We start from the raw sequence: 14,298 nt of genomic DNA, 5'->3' as shown, positions 1-14,298 counted from the left end.
CCCCCGGCCGGGGGGCGCCTTCCTGCTCGTCCAGGTCCTTCTGTTGTCCCAGGTCTTCCGGTTCTTCCGGTGCTACTGCGCGCCGGGGCGCACCAGACCGCTCTCGTACGCGTACACCGCGGCCTGCACCCGGTCGCGCAACCCCAGTTTGTTCAGCACGTGACCCACGTGCGTCTTCACGGTGGTCTCGCTGACGAAGAGGTCGGCGGCGATCTCGGCGTTCGACAGCCCGCGCGCCACCAGCTTCAGCACCTCCACCTCACGGTCGGTGAGCGTGTGCAGCGTGTCCGGCACCGGCTCGTCACCGGAGGGCAGATGCGTGGCGTACTTGTCGAGCAGCCGACGCGTGATGCTCGGCGCCAGCATGGCCTCACCCGAGGCCACCACCCGGATCGCCTGGACCAGTTCATTGGCGGGCGCGTCCTTCAGCAGGAACCCGCTCGCTCCGGCCCGCAGCGCCTCCACCACGTACTCGTCGAGGTCGAAGGTGGTCAGCACCAGCACCTTCGCCGGCCCGTCCCGCCCCGGCCCGGTGATCTGCCGGGTCGCCTCCACCCCGTCCATCCGCGGCATGCGGATGTCCATCAGCACCACATCGGGCTGCAACGCCCGCACCTGGTCGAGAGCCTGGAGGCCGTCTCCGGCCTCGCCGACGACCGCGAGATCCTGCTCGGCCTCCAGGATCATCCGGAAGCCGGTACGCAGCAGCGGCTGGTCATCGACCAGTAGGACGCGGATGGCCACGTATGTCTCCTTCTTTAGCCCGGCCCCATTCTGCCCTGCGCCCCGCCCTCGGACTCCGCCGCCCTCACCGGCAGCGTCACGGGAAGCGGATACGGCGGGGGAGTGCCGCCGAACTCCGGGCAGTGCGCCTGGTGGTCGCACCAGCCGCACAGCTTGGTCGGCCGGGGCCGCCACTCGCCCGTCTCCGTCGCCAGCCGGATGGCTTCCCACAGGGCGAGCAACTTGCGCTCCACCCGCTCCAGATCGGCCAGGACCGGGTCGTACGTCAGCACGTCACCACTGCCCAGGTACACGAGTTGCAGCCGCCGCGGGACGACGTTCTTCAGCCGCCACACGACCAGGGCGTAGAACTTCATCTGGAACAGCGCGCCCTCGGCGTACTCGGGCCGGGGCGCCTTGCCGGTCTTGTAGTCGACGATCCGCACCTCGCCGGTGGGCGCGACATCGACCCGGTCGATGATCCCGCGCAGCCGCAGCCCCGAGTCCAGCTCCGCCTCGACGAACAGCTCCCGCTCGGCGGGCTCCAGCCGCGTCGGGTCCTCCAGCGTGAACCAGCGCTCGACCAGCCGCTCCGCCTCCACCAGCCAGCCGGCCAGCCGCTCGCCCTCCGGATCGTCGGCGAACAGCTCCAGGACCTCCGGCCGGGTCTCCCGCAGCCGGTCCCACTGGCCCGGGATCAGCGACTTGGCCCGTGGCGCGGTCCGCTCGGCGGCCGGTGCGTCGAACAGTCGCTCGAGGACCGCGTGCACCAGCGTGCCCTTCGTGGCCGCAGGGCTGGGCTTCTCCGGCAGCCGGTCGATCACCCGGAACCGGTACAGCAGCGGGCACTGCATGAAGTCACCGGCCCGTGAGGGCGAGAGCGAGGCGGGCGCTATGGCGGAGACGGCCGTCGCCACCGCCTCCGGCACGACCGTCTCCTGGACGACCGCCTCCCGGACGACCGCTCCCGGGAGGACCGCCTCCGGGGCGTTCGCCTCCGTGTGCGCCGGATCCTCCACGACACCGCCGTCGCCCACCCGGGCGACGCCCTCGCTGCTGCTCTCCATGACCCCAGACCTTACGGCCCACCACTGACAGTCACCCAGCCCGCGCACCCGGCTCGTCCCCGAAGACCGGCGACGACCGGGGAAACGCGGGGGGTGCCGGGGCGGAACACGTCACGACCGCCGCATACCATCGGTCCGAGACCCTCCCGCCCTGTACGAGCGGGAGACGCTTCGACGAGGGGACACCGTGGTGGAAAGCGGCGGGACCGGGCGGCCGCGGCCGGACAACGAACAGTCGGCCGAGCACCCCGCGACACCTGCGTCCCCGGCCACCGACCTCGCGCAGACCCCTGACCCCGGCACCCCCGACGCGCAACCCGCGCCGACCACGCCCGAGGCACCGGAGCCGAGCGAAGTCGCGCCCGCCGAAGCCGCGGCCGACGGCCGGGACGCTCCCCAGGGGCCCCCGGCACCCGGCGACGACCACCACACGGCCGGTGCGAACGGGGACAGCAAGAGCGAAACCGAGAGCGGGACCGGAACCGAGACCGGGGCCGGAACCGAGACCGGGGCCGGAACCGAGACCGGGGCCGGAACCGAGATCGGGGCCGGAACCGAGACCGGAACCGAGGCCGGGCAGCCGGCGCCTCTCGCCCCCGCCCCCGTTCCGACCCTCCCCAAGGGCCCTCCGCCCCAGCGCCCCCCGGAGCAGCCGCGCGGCGGACTCCTCATGGGCCGTCCCTTCGGCGTCCCCGTCTACGTCGCGCCCAGCTGGTTCCTCGTCGCCGCCCTCATCACCTGGGTGTTCGGCAACCAGCTCGACCGCGTACTCCCCGAACTCGGCGCCCTCCGCTACCTCGTCTCCCTCTTCTTCGCGGTCGCCTTCTACGCCTCCGTGCTCATCCACGAACTCGCCCACACCATCGCGGCCCTGCGCTTCAAGCTCCCGGTCCGCCGCATCCAGCTCCAGTTCTTCGGCGGCGTCTCCGAGATCGAGAAGGAGGCCGAGACCCCCGGCCGGGAGTTCTGGCTCGCCTTCGTCGGCCCGCTGCTCTCCCTCGTTCTCGCCGGCGTCTTCTACCTCGCCATGCAGCCCGTGGAGCCCGGTACCGTCCCGGGCGTCCTGCTGGCCGGGCTGATGATCTCCAACCTCATCGTGGCGATCTTCAACCTGCTGCCCGGCCTCCCGCTCGACGGCGGCCGCATGCTCCGCGCCGTCGTCTGGAAGCTCACCGGCAAGCCCATGAACGGCACCATCGCCGCCGCCTGGGTCGGCCGTGCCCTCGCCGTCTCCGTCCTCATCGGCCTTCCCCTGCTCACCCAGTCCGGCGCCCTCGGCTCCAGCGCCGAGGACAGCGTCGGCATGGACACCGTCACGGACGCCCTCCTCGCGGCCATCCTCGCCGCGATCATCTGGACCGGCGCCGGCAACAGCCTGCGCATGGCCCGCCTGCGCGAACACCTCCCCGAGCTGCGCGCCCGCACCCTCACCCGGCGGGCCGTCCCCGTCGAGACCCACACCCCCCTCTCCGAGGCCCTGCGCCGCGCCAACGACGCGGGAGCCCGCGCGCTCGTCGTCGTCGACGCCCACGGCGAACCCCTCTCCCTCGTCCGCGAGGCCGCCATCGTCGGGGTGCCCGAACACCGCCGGCCCTGGGTCGCCGTCAGCGGCCTCGCGCAGGACCTCACCGACGGCATGCGCGTCTCCGCCGAGCTGGCGGGCGAGGACCTCCTCGACGTCCTGCGCGCGACCCCCGCCACCGAGTACCTCGTGGTCGAGGAGACCGGCGAGATCTTCGGCGTCCTGTCCGCCGCAGACGTCGAGCGCGCCTTCGTCAAGGCCATGGCCAGGCCGTCCTAGCCGGGCCGTCCCCGTGGTCGGCGGCCCCGGCAAACCCCGGTAGGCTGTTCACATGTCCGAACCGACCGGTGCCGCCCGCAGGCGCGGGCCCTTCAAGGTCGGGGACCAGGTTCAGCTGACCGACCCCAAGGGCCGCCACTACACGTTCACGCTCGAGGCCGGGAAGAACTTCCACACCCACAAGGGTTCCTTCCCGCACGACGAACTGATCGGTGCTCCCGAGGGCAGCGTCGTCCGTACCACCGGGAACGTCGCCTACCTCGCGCTGCGCCCCCTGCTCCCCGACTACGTCCTGTCCATGCCCCGCGGGGCAGCTGTCGTCTACCCGAAGGACGCGGGGCAGATCCTCGCCTTCGCCGACATCTTCCCCGGCGCCCGCGTCGTCGAAGCCGGCGTCGGCTCCGGCTCGCTCAGCAGCTTCCTGCTGCGCGCCATCGGTGACCAGGGCATGCTGCACAGCTACGAGCGCCGCGAGGACTTCGCCGAGATCGCCCAGCAGAACGTGGAGCGCTACTTCGGCGGCCCGCACCCCGCCTGGCAGCTCACCGTCGGCGACCTTCAGGACAACCTGTCCGACACCGACGTCGACCGCGTCATCCTCGACATGCTCGCCCCCTGGGAGTGCCTGGAGGCCGTCTCCAAGGCGCTCGTGCCCGGCGGCATCCTGTGCTGCTACGTGGCCACCACCACCCAGCTCGCCCGCACCGTCGAGTCCATCCGAGAGATCGGCTCCTTCAACGAGCCGACCTCCTGGGAGTCGATGATCCGCAACTGGCACGTGGAGGGCCTGGCGGTCCGCCCGGACCACCGGATGATCGGCCACACCGGCTTCCTGCTCACCGCCCGTCGCCTCGCCGACGGCGTCGAGCCGCCGATGCGCCGCCGCCGCCCGGCCAAGGGTGCCTACGGCGAGGACTACACCGGCCCCAATGCCGACGGAGGCAGCGGCCGCTGACGCCGCCCCGGCACAGCGTTCAACGACAGGGCGCCGTGGCCGAGTTCCCGGAACAGCGGGAACTCGGCCACGGCGCCCTGTCGTTGGCGTCGACCGGACCCCTGTCCGGCATCCGTCGGCAGGGGTCGGCGCCGAGGGACGACGCGGCCGATGTCCACGTCCGATATCCCGTACCCCGCCGTTCCCCCACCGTGTGACGTGTGGCACGATGCTGGCCAATCCCCCCACCCCCACCGGCACAGCCACCACAGGAGAAACTGCCAGTGCAGCAATCCGCCCTCCCGGAACTGGCACACACCCACACCCGGCCGATCCACTGGGTCGCGACCGCCGCCGCGCTCGCCGGCGTCGTCGCCCTCTCCTCGCTTCTGCAGCCGAAACCCGCGACGGCCGCGCAGGCCGCGGGCCCGGAGGCCGAACCCGCCCCGGTCGCCACCACGGCCCCCGCCACCACCGGCGTCGACTTCCCCCTCGAATGCGGCCCCGTGCAGGCCCTCGTGGTCAAGAAGGCCAGCGGCGACCTCGACGGCGACGGCGCCCCGGAGACCGTTGCCGTGGTGCACTGCGACGCCCCCATGGGAACCCCGCCCGACGGCGTCTATGTCCTCACCCAGGGCGCGGACAGCACGCACGCGCGCGTGGTGGCGACCCTCGTCGACCCGAAGGCCCGCAACACCGTCACGAGCCTCTCCGTCACCGACGGAGCGGTCCTCGCCACGCTCCTCGGCTACTCCACGGCCGACGTACCCAGTTGCTGCCCCGACGTGAAGGACAGCGCCAAGTGGCAGTGGAAGGACGACAGGTTCATCCGCTCGACGCCCGCGGGCGCCCACAGCGTCTGATCCGGGCCATCGCCCTGTGAGAAATCAGACAGGTGTCACCACGCGCGTCCGACGCGTCACTCCGCGTCCGGACCGTAGATCTCGACGCTGTCCGAAACGCGTCGCACATGAATGCAGTCGCCCGGACACTCGCGCGCCGAGTCCACCACGTCCGTCAACAGCGGCAACGGCACCGGGGTCGTGGCGCCCTTGGCCTGGAGCAGTTCGTCGTCGGCGCCCTTGACGTAGGCCAGGCCGTCGATGTCCAGCTCGAACACCTCGGGTGCGTACTGGGCGCAGATCCCGTCGCCGGTACAGAGATCCTGGTCGATCCAGACCTCCAGCTCTTCGCTGCCGACACCGGCCTCCTGCTGCACGCCCATATCTCCTGCCGTTTACTGTCGAGCCGCAAGGGAACCATGCAGGCTCTGAAGGGTGTTGAACACTTCGACCCTACCCTCGGCGGCTTCCGGACCGTGTTCGGTGGGTATTCCCCTGGCGTGAGGGAGAGCGCAAGGGTGAAGATCGGACACACCCCGACAGTCTTTGTGATCTAGGGGTTTCAATCGACACCCACCCAGGTAGGGTCTGGAAGCGTCCAGCTCCCCTTGGAGGAGGTGAGGACCGTGGCAGCCCACGACGACGACATGAACCGCGGCATCCGCCCGGGACGAGGGTCCGACGACCCGTCCGGGCAGATTGCCTACCTTGAGCAGGAGATCGCCGTCCTGCGACGCAAGCTCGCCGACTCTCCGCGGCACACGAGGATTCTCGAAGAGCGGATCGTCGAGCTACAGACAAACCTGGCCGGCGTGTCCGCCCAGAACGAGCGACTCGCGAACACACTCCGTGAGGCCCGCGACCAGATCGTGGCTCTCAAGGAGGAAGTCGACCGGCTCGCCCAGCCGCCGGCCGGCTTCGGCGTCTTCCTCACGGCGAACGAGGACGGCACGGCCGACATCTTCACCGGGGGCCGCAAACTCCGGGTGAACGTCAGCCCCAGCGTCGAGCTCGAAGAGCTGCGGCGCGGCCAGGAAGTGATGCTCAACGAAGCGCTCAACGTGGTCGAGGCCATGGAGTACGAGAGCGTCGGCGACATCGTCACCCTCAAGGAGATCCTCGAGGACGGCGTACGCGCCCTCGTGCAGGGGCACACCGACGAGGAACGAGTGGTCCGGCTCGCCGAGCCGCTCCTCGACGTCGTCATCCGCCCCGGCGACGCCCTCCTGCTCGAACCCCGCTCCGGCTACGTCTACGAGGTCGTTCCCAAGAGCGAGGTCGAGGAACTCGTCCTCGAAGAGGTTCCGGACATCGGCTACGAGCAGATCGGTGGCCTCGGCGGACAGATCGAGATGATCCGTGACGCCGTCGAGCTCCCGTACCTCTACCCCGACCTCTTCAAGGAGCACGAGCTGCGCCCGCCCAAGGGCGTCCTGCTCTACGGACCTCCCGGATGCGGTAAGACGCTCATCGCCAAGGCCGTCGCCAACTCGCTGGCCAAAAAGGTCGCCGAGGTCACCGGTCAGGCCACCGGCAAGAGCTTCTTCCTCAACATCAAGGGTCCCGAGCTCCTCAACAAGTACGTCGGTGAGACCGAGCGGCAGATCCGCCTCGTCTTCCAGCGTGCGAGGGAGAAGGCCTCCGAGGGCACCCCCGTCATCGTCTTCTTCGACGAGATGGAGTCCCTCTTCCGCACCCGAGGCTCCGGCGTCAGCTCGGACGTGGAGAACACCATCGTTCCGCAGCTCCTCGCGGAGATCGACGGTGTCGAGGGCCTGCAGAACGTGGTCGTGATCGGCGCCTCCAACCGTGAGGACATGATCGACCCCGCGATCCTGCGCCCCGGCCGTCTCGACGTGAAGATCAAGATCGAGCGTCCGGACGCCGAAGCGGCGAAGGACATCTTCCAGAAGTACCTCACCGAACGCCTTCCGCTGCACGCCGAGGACGTGGGCGAACACGGCGGCGACAGGACCACCACCGTCCAGAGCATGATCCAGACGGCCGTGGAACACATGTACGCCGAATCCGAGGAAAACCGCTTCCTGGAAGTCACCTACGCCAACGGCGACAAGGAAGTCCTGTACTTCAAGGACTTCAACTCCGGCGCGATGATCGAGAACATCGTCGGCCGTGCCAAGAAAATGGCCATCAAGGACTTCCTCGACCACAACCAGAAGGGCCTTCGGGTCTCCCACCTCCTCCAGGCGTGCGTGGACGAGTTCAAGGAGAACGAGGACCTGCCGAACACCACCAACCCCGACGACTGGGCCCGGATCTCCGGAAAGAAGGGCGAACGGATCGTTTACATCCGTACCCTCATCACCGGAAAGCAGGGCGCGGACACCGGACGCTCCATCGACACGGTGGCGAACACCGGACAGTACCTGTAAGAACAGGGCGGCTGCGGGTGCCCACCACGGGTACCCGCAGCCGACTGCTTTCCGGGCCACGGCTGGAGCAAGGCAATGACGCAAATGATCTCCCCACCAGCGCGGAGGCGTTCTAGGCTCTTCCGTACCGCCGGGTCGCGCAGTGCGGGGACGGGCACCGCACACGCGCCGGAGCACCACCGGTATCTGAGCGGCGCCCACGACCGAGGGTGCCGCCGGGCAAGGAGGGCCGCATGACCGTACGGCGAGTAATGGGCATCGAGACGGAGTACGGCATCTCCGTCCCCGGCCACCCCAACGCCAATGCCATGCTCACCTCGTCCCAGATCGTCAACGCCTACGCGGCGGCGATGCACAGGGCCCGCCGGGCTCGCTGGGACTTCGAGGAGGAGAACCCGCTGCGGGACGCGCGTGGTTTCGACCTCGCCCGCGAGGTCGCCGACTCCAGCCAGCTCACCGACGAGGACATCGGCCTCGCCAACGTCATCCTCACCAATGGCGCACGCCTCTACGTCGACCACGCGCACCCCGAGTACAGCGCGCCCGAGGTCACCAATCCCCGCGACGCCGTCCTCTGGGACAAGGCCGGCGAGCGGATCATGGCCGAGGCCGCCGAGCGTGCCGCCGCACTGCCCGGGGCGCAGCCCATCCACCTCTACAAGAACAACACCGACAACAAGGGCGCCTCCTACGGCACGCACGAGAACTACCTGATGAAGCGGGAGACCGCCTTCTCGGACATCGTGCGCCACCTGACGCCCTTCTTCGTCTCGCGCCAGGTGGTCACCGGCGCAGGCCGCGTGGGAATCGGCCAGGACGGCCACGAGCACGGCTTCCAGCTCAGTCAGCGCGCCGACTACTTCGAGGTCGAGGTCGGCCTGGAGACGACGCTGAAGCGCCCGATCATCAACACGCGCGACGAGCCGCACGCCGACGCGGAGAAGTACCGCCGCCTCCATGTGATCATCGGCGACGCCAACCTCTCCGAGATCTCGACCTATCTGAAGCTGGGCACGACGGCCCTGGTCCTGTCGATGATCGAGGACGGCTTCATCGCGGTGGACCTGGCGGTCGACCAGCCGGTCCGGACCCTGCACCAGGTCTCCCACGACCCGACCCTGAAGCGCCTGGTCACTCTGCGCAGCGGCCGCACGCTCACCGCGGTCCAGTTGCAGATGGAGTACTTCGAGCTGTCGCGCAAGTACGTGGAGGAGCGGTACGGCTCGGACGCCGACGACCAGACGAAGGACGTCCTCGCGCGCTGGGAGGACACCCTGAACCGCCTGGAGAACGACCCGATGAGCCTCGCCGGCGAACTGGACTGGGTCGCCAAGCGGGAGCTCATGGAGGGCTACCGGCGCCGTGACAGCCTCGACTGGGACGCCGCCCGCCTGCACCTCGTCGACCTCCAGTACGCCGACGTACGGGCCGACAAGGGCCTCTACAACCGTCTCGCGGCCCGTGGCCGCATGAAGCGCCTGCTGGACGAGACCGAGGTCGAGCGGGCGATCACGAAGCCCCCGGAGGACACCCGCGCGTACTTCCGCGGCCGCTGCCTGGAGCAGTACGCCGACGACGTCGCCGCCGCCTCCTGGGACTCGGTGATCTTCGATCTGCCGGGTCGGGATTCGCTCCAGCGCGTCCCAACCCTCGAACCTCTTCGCGGAACGCGAAATCACGTCAAGGCGCTCCTGGACCGCTGTCGCACGGCAGAAGACCTGGTCAAGGTGCTCTCGGGCGGCTGAACGACCACCCGGACGCAACCTCCCCGACGGGGTGGAAACCCTCCCGTCAGGGAATCATCGAGGTGGCCCCCGTACGTTGTGGCAACTGCGGGGCCGATGTCGGACCCGGCTTGTAGGGTCTGATCATCACCGATCGGCGGGAATGCCGACCTGTCGACCATGTCGGGCGAAAGAGCGGGGTGAGGGTTATGGCGACCAAGGACACCGGCGGCGGCCAGCAGAAGGCGACGCGCTCCACGGAGGAGGTCGAGGAGCAGGCGCCCGAGGCGCAGGCTTCGGAGGACCTCAAGGAGCGCCAGGAGAAGCTGAGCGACGACGTGGACTCGGTTCTCGACGAGATCGACGATGTCCTCGAGGAGAACGCCGAGGACTTCGTTCGCTCATTCGTCCAAAAGGGCGGCGAGTAGCCTTCGATTTGAAGGAATCGGGGGCTCGTGGGTTGGGAAGCGAAGTTGGTGTGAAGGGCTGCGCGCGGTATGACGATCAAGCCGCGCGCAGCCTCCGCCCGCGGGCAGTCGGACTCTGACGGCCTGCGGCGGCAGTGCCTGTCACGCAGGTTGATCACTGCCGTCAGACGGGTAGGGTCCGTGGCGTACCGTGCTTCAACTGCAATTCCGGCCTCGGCCTGTCGAGGGTTGACCCCGCAGGCGCGCACCGAGCAGCCGATTACCTGGAAGGAAACGCGTGGAAGCCAACACTCGTAGCACCGGGCGTCTACCGGCTGCCTTCCTGACGCCCGGGTCCTCGTCCTTCATGGACTTTCTCTCCGATCACCAGCCGGAGCTGCTGCCCGGCAAGCGGCAGCTGCCCCCGACGCAGGGTGTGATCGAGGCGCCGCACGGCACGACGATCGTCGCCGTGACGTTCCCCGGTGGTGTCGTGCTCGCCGGTGACCGTCGCGCCACGATGGGCAATGTCATCGCGCAGCGGGACATCGAGAAGGTCTTCCCGGCTGATGAGTACTCGGCCGTCGGAATCGCCGGTACCGCCGGTCTGGCCGTCGAGATGGTGAAGCTGTTCCAGCTGGAGCTGGAGCACTTCGAGAAGGTCGAGGGAGCGCAGCTCTCGCTCGAGGGCAAGGCGAACCGCCTGTCGACCATGATCCGTTCCAATCTCGGCATGGCCATGCAGGGTCTGGCGGTCGTGCCCCTCTTCGCCGGGTTCGACGTGGACCGGGACCGCGGCCGGATCTTCTCCTACGACGTCACGGGCGGCCGCTCCGAGGAGCACCACTACGCCGCCACCGGCTCCGGCTCGATCTTCGCGCGCGGGGCGATGAAGAAGCTCTTCCACAACAGCCTGACCGAGGAAGAGGCCACGACTCTCGTGGTCCAGGCCCTCTACGACGCGGCGGACGACGACTCGGCGACCGGTGGTCCCGATGTCGCGCGCCGGATCTACCCCATCGTCACCGTGATCACCGAGGACGGCTTCCGCCGGCTCACCGACGAGGAGTCGTCGGAGATCGCCCGCTCGATCCTGGCGCGTCGCCTGGAGCAGCCGGACGGCCCGCGCGCCGCCCTGCTGTAGCGGCGGCCCCGTTCTCATCCCAGGTGATCCAGTGACTTCGACAGAAAGGGACGGATAACCGGTGTCGACGCCGTTCTATGTCTCACCCCAGCAGGCGATGGCCGACCGCGCCGAGTACGCCCGCAAGGGCATCGCGCGCGGGCGCAGCCTCGTTGTGATCCAGTACGCCGACGGCATCGTGTTCGTCGGTGAGAATCCGTCCCGCGCGCTGCACAAGTTCAGCGAGATCTACGACCGGATCGGCTTCGCGGCCGCCGGCAAGTACAACGAGTACGAGAACCTGCGGATCGGTGGCGTCCGGTACGCCGACCTGCGTGGTTACACCTATGACCGCGACGACGTGACCGCCCGCGGTCTGGCCAACGTGTACGCCCAGACGCTGGGCACGATCTTCTCCTCGGCGGGCGAGAAGCCCTACGAGGTGGAGCTGGTGGTGGCCGAGGTCGGCGCCACGCCGGACGGCGACCAGATCTACCGCCTGCCGCACGACGGCTCGATCGTGGACGAGCACGGTTCGGTGGCGGTCGGGGGCAACGCCGAGCAGATCAGCAGTTATCTGGATCAGCGTCACCGGGACGGCATGAATCTGTCCGAGGCGCTGAAGCTGGCCGTGCAGGCCCTGTCGCGCGACACCAACGGTACGGAGCGGGAGATTCCCGCCGAGCGCCTGGAGGTGGCCGTGCTGGACCGCACGCGGCCGCAGTCGCGCAAGTTCAAGCGGATCGTGGGCCGTCAGCTGGGCCGGTTGCTGGAGACGGACGGCGCGACCACGGAGGCGGAGAGCTCCGACGAGGAGTGACACCGCCCGCGATTCATCCCTTGTGCGCCCCGGTCGATGATTCGGCCGGGGCGCAGGGCGTCTCAGGAGGCGTTCGGCGGCGCCGTGGAGGCCCGTACGACCAGTTCGACGGGGATGTCCCCGCCGTCCGGCGTGCGGCCCTCCAGGACGGCAAGGAGGGCCCGCATGCCTCGTTCGCCGAACAGCTCGGCGTCCAGTCGTACGGTCGTCAGCTCGGGGTCGAGGGCGGTCGCCAGGGCGAGGTCGTCCAGGCCGGTGACGGACACGTCGTCGGGGACGCGCAGGCCGAGGCGCCGTAGGGCCTTGTAGACGCCTGCCGCGAGTTTGTCGTCGTCGCAGACGACGGCGGTGGGGCGGGGCCCCGGAGCGCTCAGCGCCGCCTCCGCGGCGGCCAGGGCGCCGTCGATGGAGATCGGGGCGGGGGCGGTGCGCAGCGAGCTCCCCGCCGCGGCGCCGACCCGGGCGGCGAGCTCACGCGCGCGTACCTCGAAGGTCCAGGACGGGATGTCGGCCGCGAGGTGCAGGAAGTGGCGGTGGCCGAGGCCCAGCAGATGGTCGGCGACCTGGCGGACGCCGTCGGCGATGTCGAGGTTGACGGTGGCGGCGCCCAGGCTTCCGGAGGGGTCGCTGTCCAGCATCACCAGGGGCAGCTGGTCGCCGCGGATGGCGGTCAGCGCGTCGGCGGCCATCGAGGAGGCGAGGACGCCGTCGAGGGCGGCCTGGGCGGAGGCGAAGGGGTCGCGGGCGGGGCCGACGCCCTCGGGGGAGGGATAGAGGACCACTCCGAAGCCGTGCTCGGCCGCGACGCGCGCCGCCCCGGTGTAGACGCCGGCGAAGAACTCCGTCGTGAGCGCGGGGACGACGAGCAGGACCGTGCGGGTGCGGCCGAGGCGCAGGTTGCGGGCGGCGAGGTTGGGCCGGTAGCCGAGCTCGCGGGCCGCCTCCCGTACGCGTTCCGCGGTGGTCTCGGAGACGCGGCCGCGCCACTTGTCGCCGAGCACGAGGGAGACGGCGGCCTGGGAGACCCCCGCGGCCTGGGCGACGTCACGGCTCGTCGGGCGCGTGCTACCTCGTGCCACCGTGGGCCTGCTCCTTCGTCTGGACTGGCGAACAGCGCACATGGTACGTATGACAAGAGACGTTATACGTAAAACTTCGAGGTGATCCACTGCCTCGGGCGAGCCGACGGAGGCGGGACATTGGCCGCGGGATACCTCGAGATCCTCAGGGCGAAGCACGCCGCCCGGCTGCTGACCGGCACACTCGTCGGCCGGCTGCCCAACGCCACGGCCGCCATCGCGATCGTGCTGTTCGTGCGCGCGGAGGGCGGCACCTACAGCCTCGCGGGCGCGCTGGCGGCCGTGTACGGCGTCGCCAACGCCGTCGGGCAGCCGCTGCTGGGAAGATTGGTCGACAAACACGGGCAGCCGCGGGTCCAGTTGCCCGCGGCCCTTGTCTCGGCCCTCGCCATGGCGGTCTTCGCCTTCGTCGGCGCGGACCCGCTGCCGCTCGCGTACCTGTCGGTGGCGGCCGCAGGACTCTTCACGCCGCCCCTGGAGGGAGGTCTGCGGGCGCTCTGGCCGGCGGTGCTGCGCCGCGAGGACCAGGTGCACACGGCGTACGCGATGGACGCGGTGGCGCAGGAGGTGATGTTCACCGTCGGGCCGCTGCTGGTGACCCTGTGCGTGTCGGTGTGGTCGGCGCAGGGCGCCCTGCTGGTGCTGAACGCGGTCGGGGTGGTGGGCGCGCTGTCGGTGGTCGTGTCGCCGCCCTCGCGCGCGTGGCGGTCGGCCCCGCGCGAGGCGCACTGGCTGGGCGCGCTGCGGTCGCCCGGTCTGCTGGCGCTCCTCGGCGCGTTCCTGTTCATCGGTGTCGCGCTCGGTTCCATCACGGTGGCGTCCGTGCCGTACGCGGACGACCACGGTGGTGACGCGGTGTACGGCTGGCTGATGGCGGCGCTGGGGCTCGGCGCGCTGCTCGGTGGTGTGGTGTACGGGGCGCGGCGGTGGGCGGGGCCGCCGGAGCGGCGACTGCGGTGGCTGGTGGCGCTTCTGGCGGTGTGTTACCTGCCGCTGACGCTGATGCCGGGTGCGGTGGCCATGGTGGCGCTGACGGCGCTCGCGGGCGTGTTCCTGGCGCCTGCCATCGCGTGCGCGTTCGTCATCGTGGACCGGCACGCGCCGCGCGGGACGGTGACGGAGGCGTTCTCCTGGCTGGTGACGACGTTCACGGTCGGCGCGTCGGTGGGAACGGGCCTGGCGGGTCCGGTCGTAGAGGCCGGCGGCGCGCTGTGGGGGTTCACGGTGCCGGCTGTCGCGGGCTGCGTATCGCTGGTGGTTTTGCTGGCCACAGGGCGGGTACTTGCAGCTCCCACCGCGAGTGGGGTGGTTGCGGCTTCATCGGAAAATGATCCAAACCGTGCTGCCGAACCCCGTTTCAGTTCAGGGGATCGGGCGTAATGTTC

13 protein-coding genes and 1 pseudogene are annotated in these 14,298 nt (G+C 69.9%); 10 read left to right on the top strand and 4 right to left on the bottom strand.

Going from position 1 to position 14,298, the window contains the following annotated elements; translation table 11 throughout:
• Positions 1-72: 72 nt before the first annotated feature.
• Both OG736_RS10085 and OG736_RS10080 read right to left on the bottom strand, forming a co-directional pair.
• Complete coding sequence (locus OG736_RS10085; RefSeq protein WP_020128315.1) at positions 73-744, bottom strand: response regulator; 672 nt, start codon at positions 742-744, stop codon at positions 73-75.
• A gap of 14 nt (positions 745-758) precedes the next feature.
• Complete coding sequence (locus OG736_RS10080; RefSeq protein WP_327182128.1) at positions 759-1,790, bottom strand: RecB family exonuclease; 1,032 nt, start codon at positions 1,788-1,790, stop codon at positions 759-761.
• A gap of 187 nt (positions 1,791-1,977) precedes the next feature.
• Between OG736_RS10080 and OG736_RS10075 the strand changes: the two genes are divergently transcribed.
• The 3 genes from OG736_RS10075 to OG736_RS10065 all read left to right on the top strand — a co-directional run bounded on the left by OG736_RS10075 (position 1,978) and on the right by OG736_RS10065 (position 5,388).
• Positions 1,978-3,591: a site-2 protease family protein gene (locus OG736_RS10075; RefSeq protein ID WP_327182127.1), complete on the top strand. Its 1,614-nt coding sequence runs from the start codon at positions 1,978-1,980 to the stop codon at positions 3,589-3,591.
• Positions 3,592-3,643: 52 nt separating this feature from the next.
• Positions 3,644-4,546, top strand: a complete 903-nt coding sequence (locus tag OG736_RS10070) for a tRNA (adenine-N1)-methyltransferase (protein ID WP_046261810.1) — start codon at positions 3,644-3,646, stop codon at positions 4,544-4,546.
• Positions 4,547-4,809: 263 nt separating this feature from the next.
• A complete protein-coding gene (locus tag OG736_RS10065; RefSeq protein WP_327182126.1) occupies positions 4,810-5,388 on the top strand; it encodes a hypothetical protein in 579 nt (192 codons plus the stop codon).
• Between the two features lie 56 nt (positions 5,389-5,444).
• On the opposite strand, the gene OG736_RS10060 is transcribed toward OG736_RS10065, so the two are convergent.
• Positions 5,445-5,750 (bottom strand): ferredoxin, encoded by a 306-nt coding sequence (locus OG736_RS10060; RefSeq protein ID WP_057607041.1) that lies wholly within the window; start codon positions 5,748-5,750, stop codon positions 5,445-5,447.
• A gap of 243 nt (positions 5,751-5,993) precedes the next feature.
• On the opposite strand from OG736_RS10060, the gene arc reads away from it, so the two are divergent.
• From arc to prcA, 6 genes and pseudogenes are all read left to right on the top strand, one after another.
• The gene (arc, locus tag OG736_RS10055; protein WP_020665692.1) at positions 5,994-7,760 is read left to right on the top strand and encodes a proteasome ATPase; all 1,767 of its coding nucleotides are present in this window, start codon (positions 5,994-5,996) and stop codon (positions 7,758-7,760) included.
• Positions 7,761-7,993: 233 nt separating this feature from the next.
• Positions 7,994-9,505, top strand: a complete 1,512-nt coding sequence (gene dop / locus OG736_RS10050) for a depupylase/deamidase Dop (protein ID WP_171396251.1) — start codon at positions 7,994-7,996, stop codon at positions 9,503-9,505.
• A gap of 188 nt (positions 9,506-9,693) precedes the next feature.
• Positions 9,694-9,912 (top strand): ubiquitin-like protein Pup, encoded by a 219-nt coding sequence (locus tag OG736_RS10045; RefSeq protein ID WP_020128324.1) that lies wholly within the window; start codon positions 9,694-9,696, stop codon positions 9,910-9,912.
• 137 nt (positions 9,913-10,049) lie between these two features.
• Positions 10,050-10,238 (top strand): annotated as a pseudogene (locus OG736_RS10040) (endonuclease domain-containing protein); the annotation flags it as partial.
• Positions 10,190-11,035: a proteasome subunit beta gene (gene prcB, locus OG736_RS10035; RefSeq protein ID WP_327182125.1), complete on the top strand. Its 846-nt coding sequence runs from the start codon at positions 10,190-10,192 to the stop codon at positions 11,033-11,035. The pseudogene OG736_RS10040 and the gene prcB, both read left to right, overlap by 49 nt.
• Positions 11,036-11,096: 61 nt before the next feature.
• On the top strand, positions 11,097-11,834 hold the full coding sequence (prcA, locus tag OG736_RS10030) for a proteasome subunit alpha (RefSeq protein ID WP_020128326.1): 738 nt from the start codon (positions 11,097-11,099) through the stop codon (positions 11,832-11,834).
• A 62-nt stretch (positions 11,835-11,896) separates the two neighbouring features.
• On the opposite strand, the gene OG736_RS10025 is transcribed toward prcA, so the two are convergent.
• Positions 11,897-12,913: a LacI family DNA-binding transcriptional regulator gene (locus OG736_RS10025; protein ID WP_327182124.1), complete on the bottom strand. Its 1,017-nt coding sequence runs from the start codon at positions 12,911-12,913 to the stop codon at positions 11,897-11,899.
• Between the two features lie 120 nt (positions 12,914-13,033).
• Here OG736_RS10025 and OG736_RS10020 point away from each other — a divergent pair, with 120 nt between their 5' ends.
• Positions 13,034-14,293, top strand: a complete 1,260-nt coding sequence (locus OG736_RS10020) for an MFS transporter (protein WP_327182123.1) — start codon at positions 13,034-13,036, stop codon at positions 14,291-14,293.
• The last annotated feature ends 5 nt before the right edge of the window (positions 14,294-14,298 follow it).

The organism is Streptomyces sp. NBC_01334 (assembly GCF_035983595.1).
Lineage (GTDB): Bacteria > Actinomycetota > Actinomycetes > Streptomycetales > Streptomycetaceae > Streptomyces > Streptomyces coriariae.
Note: the sequence above shows the minus strand (reverse complement) of the source record. Positions and strands in the feature narration are given on the sequence as shown.

What these genes read in the sequence shown, in the direction of transcription:
- OG736_RS10060 (WP_057607041.1), bottom strand. Translation starts at nt 5,750, where the DNA reads ATGGGCGTGCAGCAGGAGGCCGGTGTCGGCAGCGAAGAGCTGGAGGTC.
- OG736_RS10070 (WP_046261810.1), top strand. Translation starts at nt 3,644, where the DNA reads ATGTCCGAACCGACCGGTGCCGCCCGCAGGCGCGGGCCCTTCAAGGTC.
- dop (WP_171396251.1), top strand. Translation starts at nt 7,994, where the DNA reads ATGACCGTACGGCGAGTAATGGGCATCGAGACGGAGTACGGCATCTCC.
- OG736_RS10080 (WP_327182128.1), bottom strand. Translation starts at nt 1,790, where the DNA reads ATGGAGAGCAGCAGCGAGGGCGTCGCCCGGGTGGGCGACGGCGGTGTC.
- OG736_RS10045 (WP_020128324.1), top strand. Translation starts at nt 9,694, where the DNA reads ATGGCGACCAAGGACACCGGCGGCGGCCAGCAGAAGGCGACGCGCTCC.